Origin of the sequence: Acinetobacter sp. YH16042, from assembly GCF_013417245.1 — a bacterium.
Classification (GTDB): Bacteria; Pseudomonadota; Gammaproteobacteria; order Pseudomonadales; family Moraxellaceae; genus Acinetobacter; species Acinetobacter amyesii.
Genome location: NZ_VPEJ01000049.1, coordinates 1 through 5,458, shown reverse-complemented (window position 1 = coordinate 5,458; position 5,458 = coordinate 1). Strand labels below are relative to the sequence as shown.

Here is a 5,458-nt window from a genome sequence, read left to right as displayed (position 1 = left end):
TTATAAGAGAGGAATTCTAAATTGATAGTAATACAAAATCTTTCTAGTTTAATTTTTAAACACGGATTTATTAAGCTTTCCTAAAATTAACATAATACACGTTATGCGAAATTAGAAAAATGAGTTTATTGCACTGATATTTATCTGTTTTTTAAATTTTAGACCTGGGTTGGTGCCCAGGTTTTTTTATTGCGTATAACAGCCATTATGTTAAAGGGGAGGTATATTTGAATTAAATATGCCTATAAAGTTAATAGCTATCAATCATTGTTTGCTGAATAAGCCTTTAAAAGTAGGTTTATGCACCTAAGTTATTGTAAATAAAAAGATGTTCGTATTTTCAGTATTCTAACAATAGACTATAGTTGATTCTTTTAAACTAGGAATTACCATGAACCGATTTAAGACCTCTTTTTTAGTTATTTCTTTGGGTCTTACTTTAACTGCCTGCGGCGGCGGCAGTGATGGTGCATCGAGCTCTACAGGGAATGGTGCATCGAGCTCTACAGGGAATGGTACATCGAGCTCTACAGGGAACAGCGGCACCACACCAGATACTTCTACTGGTTCAGTATTGGAAAAATTGAATCCATCACAATCCTACAATATTATTTTTGACTACCCTAATTCTTCTGGTGCATCAAGACTTGATTCTGTAAAACAAAATGCCGATGGTATTATCACCGAATTTGGTGATTACAAAATTACAGGAGATATTGTTGCGAAAGAAATTGCTGGAAATAAAAACTTTACGATTGCTCGTGTAACCAAAGGAATTTTTAATTATGAAAAAGATGGGGAAATAAAATCAACAGATATTTCCAAATATAGCAATGCTTCTTATTTTTATTTTGCATTTACCCCAATCATTACTAAGCGTATTTCTGCCCAAACCAAACAAATTAACTGTACTGATGTTAATGCTACTCAAGCAAAAGTGACCAATAGTGGCCAATTTGAAAAATTTATTTCTCCATCCATTCATAATGGAAGTATTACCTTAAATCCTAACGGCAATATCGACGTTAAATTTACTGCAAAAAATGGCAGTGATGAAACTACCTTTGCTTCATCAATGAGATGGGTTGATTCATTCAATAACTATAGCAGCTATAACTTATTGGGTATCGTAGGACAACAAGGTGAATCAAATCAGATCGGTACATTTAACATAGCTGATAATGGACCAAATAGCCTAGTACTTGGTGCAATTTACCGTATGACTTTGAGCAATAATGGTAACTATCAAGGTGCTGTTTCTATGGTATGTAATTATTAATATAGCTTGATTGAAGTGTCATGCGCCTTAATCTTTATGTATTTTTTTAAATTTAAGACCTAGGCAGTGCCTAGGTTTTTTTATTTCGTATAACCGCCATTATGTTAAATAACTTTTAGAAGCTTTAGTACAAGCTTGACAGATTGTCTTATCATTATAAAATAACCTTATTCAAATCATCCTCCCAAGAGTAACGCCAATGAAGTAAGTCATTTTCTCATCATTATTTTTAAACTTTTGATGTGCAAAATAGATTCTACTTGTGGCTATATATTCTTGGTCTCTACTTTATATCCTAAATAATATATTGTTTTTTATAAGTTAATCTTCACTATTTTGCATATCCTCTACATGAGGAATTTTTTATGCAACATGCATGTATTGCTTCAAACTTAAATTTAGAATTTTCTACACAGAAAATGTTTGATCAGCTAAACATTACGCTTTTATCAGGACAGGTTTCTGCATTAATTGGACGTAATGGTTTAGGTAAATCCCTATTGTTCAGAATATTAGATCAAAGCCAAGCTTTAGATATTCATTATAGTGGTCAAGTTTCATGGAATATCCAACATGATTATTTGGCACAATTAGAACGCCTTAATGCTGAAAATATTGCACAAGCATTAGAGGTAGATCATTTACATCATGCTTTTCGGCGTATAGAGAACAATACAGCTAGTTTTGATGATTATGAGTTAGTTGAAAATACCTGGGATTTACCACAAAAATGGCAAAATATACTTGAAAATGCTGACTTACCTACGGATTTGAACTTTCCAACAGAAAAACTGAGTGAAGGACAAAAAACAAAGCTGGCTTTATGTCGTTTGTTTTTAAAAAAGGATCACTATCTACTTTTAGATGAACCAAGCAACCATTTAGACTCAACATCTAGACAATGGTTAATTGAGAGTATTTTGGCACACCCTAGTGGTGTATGCCTGATTAGTCATGATCGCCAATTACTCAATCAAGTCCAACATATTTATGCTTTAACTGAATTAGGCTTACAACACTACAAAGGTAATTATGAGCATTACATTCAACAGCATCAGCTACACATGGATGCATTAACTCAGTCTATTAATAATGAGAAAAAAGAATTAAAGCAGTTAAAACAACGGCAACATGATAGCTTAATGAAAGCGAATAAACGTCAATCTAAAGGCAATGAACTTCGTGATTCTAATTCTCAAGCAAAGATTTTTCTAGATTTCAAAAAGGAAAATGCTGGACAAAGCTTAGGTAAGCTACGTGCCCAACAAACTCGACAAACTGATGATTTGAAAAATAGTCTGATTAATAGGCAGACCATTGTAGAAAAAATCAAAGCTCAGAAGTTTGAATTCCACTTACAGAGTACGAAGCAAGGAGAGATTTTAAGAATTCATGATTTAAAGCTACCCCATACAGCAACAAATAAAATTAATTTTGCATTGAAAGCTGGCGAAAAAATCCATCTTAAAGGTGCTAATGGAATTGGTAAATCAACCTTATTGAAATTGATTTCTACCCATCAACGTGATGATATTTTCTTTAGTGGAACATGTTTGTATTTAGATCAAAACTTTAGTTTATTAAATAATGATTTATCCGTAATCGAAAACCTTGCACTTTATAACTCCAATCTTACTGAAGTTGAGTGGAGAAATTTGTTAGGTCAGTTACGTATTCGTCGTGAAAAAGCTTTATTAAAACTATCAGAACTGAGTGGTGGTGAAAAATTGAAAGTCGCATTATTAGCAATGAGTCACTATCCTGATGGTATTGATTTATTATTGCTTGATGAACCAGAAAATCATTTAGATATTGAGTCTAGAGAGCTTCTATCGCAGGCTATTAGCCAATATCAGGGCGCTGTAATTTTAGTTTCACATGATCATTTTTTTGTTGAACAGTGTGAAATATCTGAAGAGTATTTAATTGAGTAAAATGACATTTTCAAATATATAGATTTATTAGTTCTACTAAAATTAACATAATACACCTTATACGAAATGCGTTATAATTATCTTTAGAAATCAATGCTGTAGTTACATGATTTTAGCCCACATACCCTCTGGTGGGCTTTTTTTATGATTTTTCACGTTCCACGCCTATTATTTAAGCAATGTTTCACAACTTTGATTAGCTCCAGTAAATAATTAAAACCTAGATAATAAGAACCGAGCGAGTGTCTACGAGCGATTGAGCATCATCAAAATTTCGCCCTCGCCTTTTCTCTGATTACAAGCTCCCTTTCGATTTTAAACGGTAGGTACAGAGCATCCCGAATGGGTGCGAACTTTGGAGCTTTTGCTTTTCAAAAAGTATGAGCGAAGCGAATACATTACCAATGCTTTTGCTTTTAGATTTCACAAACAGGATTAACCAAAAACTGCCCCACGAAGCGAGGAACGAGCTTCAATAGAGTACGAGCTTTAGCGAGTACATAGGGCAGTTTTAAGCACTCCCCTCTCGAAAGGCTTTTAATTATTTTTAAAGCTTTTAATGCTTTTAGACAGGTTGAAACCCTTGTGTAGTAAGTGTTACAGACTATATAAACGGACATTTGCTCTTGTATAAACGGACATTTGCTCTTGTATAAACGGACATTTGCTCTTGTATAAACGGACATTTGCTCTTAATTAAAAGACATTATAAATATTGACCTTAAAAAGATATTAGATTACATTGTCCTTTAATTAGATAATAATAAGTTCTTCTTATGAAAAATAGTTTAGTCGTGAAAGATAATGCTCTAATAAATGCCAGTTACAACCTAGAGCTAACGGAACAACGTTTGATCATGCTAGCTATCATTAATGCTAGAGAATCGGGACAAGGAATCACTGCGGATAGTAAACTGGAAATACATGCTAGTGACTACGCCAAGCTATTCAATGTATCTGCCGATGCGTCATATAAAGCTTTGAGAGAAGCTGTAAATAATCTGTTTAATCGTCAATTTAGTTATACAGCCGAATATAAAAAAACAGGCAAAGTCGGCATTGTTCGATCTCGCTGGGTAAGCCGTATATTTTATGTAGATGACCTAGCATTGTTAGAAATTACTTTTGCTCCTGATGTAGTGCCTTTAATCACACGATTGGAAGAACACTTTACAAAATATGAAGCTAAACAAGTTGCTCACCTAACCAGTAAATACGCCACTAGGCTTTATGAATTGCTGATTGCTTGGCGTGAAGTTGGAAAAGTTCCACAACTAGAACTTAGTGAGTTTAGAAACAGATTAGGTCTTGTTGATAGTGAATACACCGCCATGAGTGACTTTAAAAAGCGTGTGCTTGAACCATCAATTAAACAAATTAATGAGCATACTGATATTACTGTAACGTATGAACAGCATAAAAAAGGACGGATCATTTCAGGTTTTTCTTTCAAATTTAAGCAAAAACAACAGCCAAAAGTTGAAGCAAAAAGAGATCCAAACACGCCTGATTTTTTTATAAAAATGACCGATGCACAACGCCATTTATTTGCGAATAAAATGTCAGAAATGCCTGAAATGGGGAAATATTCACAAGGTACAGAAAGCTACCAACAATTTGCTATTCGTATCGCTGATATGCTTTTAGAGCCTGAAAAATTCAGAGAGCTTTATCCAATTTTAGAAAAATCAGGATTTCAGCCATGATTAAATTAAATAACCTATCAACCGATCTAAAGCATGTGACCGTTGAATACCTCGACATCGTAAATTATGAAATTGCGAGGGAAAATATATGCGGTTATATCTTCCTATTATCCCGACTATCCAAAAATGCCAAACCCACCGAAAAAATGCAGATGGAAAGCAAAATACAGGACTTAATTTACTATCGGGATCATTTGCAGATAGAGGACAAAGACAATATTCAAAAGGTTTTAAACACGCTCATTCCCGAGTATCAAGCCGAACAGAATAACCAAACAGCTAAGAAAAATTAGGCTTCAATGTCGGGCAAATCAAAAAGCTGTCGATCTCTATTTTCTGTTAAATATTCGTTGAGTTCAGCGAGTATTTTTTCTTTATTGGCTTCATTAGATTGCATCTTTTTAATTAAGTAAGAACCGAGCAAAATTTTACGTCTTGTATCGTCCTTTCTTTCTTGTTCCTTTTGCTTGGTTTTTTCTCTTGCATCAATAGCCTGTTTTTGAGCTTTTAACTGTTTCAACTTTTCTAATTGGGCTTCA

At 33.8% G+C, this 5,458-nt stretch carries 5 protein-coding genes; 4 read left to right on the top strand and 1 reads right to left on the bottom strand.

The features are described from left to right. Positions 1–391: 391 nt before the first annotated feature. The 4 genes from FTV37_RS16275 to FTV37_RS16260 all read left to right on the top strand — a co-directional run bounded on the left by FTV37_RS16275 (position 392) and on the right by FTV37_RS16260 (position 5,212). Positions 392–1,279 carry a hypothetical protein gene (locus FTV37_RS16275; RefSeq protein ID WP_179991789.1) on the top strand — a complete coding sequence of 296 codons (888 nt, stop codon included), beginning with the start codon at positions 392–394 and terminating at the stop codon, positions 1,277–1,279. A 365-nt stretch (positions 1,280–1,644) separates the two neighbouring features. After that, entirely contained in the window at positions 1,645–3,213 is a 1,569-nt protein-coding gene (locus FTV37_RS16270) for an ATP-binding cassette domain-containing protein (protein ID WP_159124549.1), read from the top strand. Positions 3,214–3,989: 776 nt separating this feature from the next. Further along, the gene (repM, locus tag FTV37_RS16265; protein WP_004871874.1) at positions 3,990–4,919 is read left to right on the top strand and encodes a replication initiation protein RepM; all 930 of its coding nucleotides are present in this window, start codon (positions 3,990–3,992) and stop codon (positions 4,917–4,919) included. Beyond that, the gene (locus FTV37_RS16260) at positions 4,916–5,212 is read left to right on the top strand and encodes a hypothetical protein (RefSeq protein ID WP_005265043.1); all 297 of its coding nucleotides are present in this window, start codon (positions 4,916–4,918) and stop codon (positions 5,210–5,212) included. The genes repM and FTV37_RS16260 overlap by 4 nt, the downstream gene beginning before the upstream one ends. Here FTV37_RS16260 and FTV37_RS16255 read toward each other — a convergent pair. Further along, a partial coding sequence (locus FTV37_RS16255; protein ID WP_180064276.1) for a mobilization protein occupies positions 5,209–5,458 on the bottom strand: 250 nt, incomplete at its 5' end. The two genes, FTV37_RS16260 and FTV37_RS16255, sit on opposite strands and share 4 nt — an antisense overlap.

Bases quoted from the DNA above. Each gene is read 5' to 3' on its own strand.
- FTV37_RS16275 (WP_179991789.1), top strand. From the start codon at position 392: ATGAACCGATTTAAGACCTCTTTTTTAGTTATTTCTTTGGGTCTTACT.
- FTV37_RS16270 (WP_159124549.1), top strand. From the start codon at position 1,645: ATGCAACATGCATGTATTGCTTCAAACTTAAATTTAGAATTTTCTACA.
- repM (WP_004871874.1), top strand. From the start codon at position 3,990: ATGAAAAATAGTTTAGTCGTGAAAGATAATGCTCTAATAAATGCCAGT.
- FTV37_RS16260 (WP_005265043.1), top strand. From the start codon at position 4,916: ATGATTAAATTAAATAACCTATCAACCGATCTAAAGCATGTGACCGTT.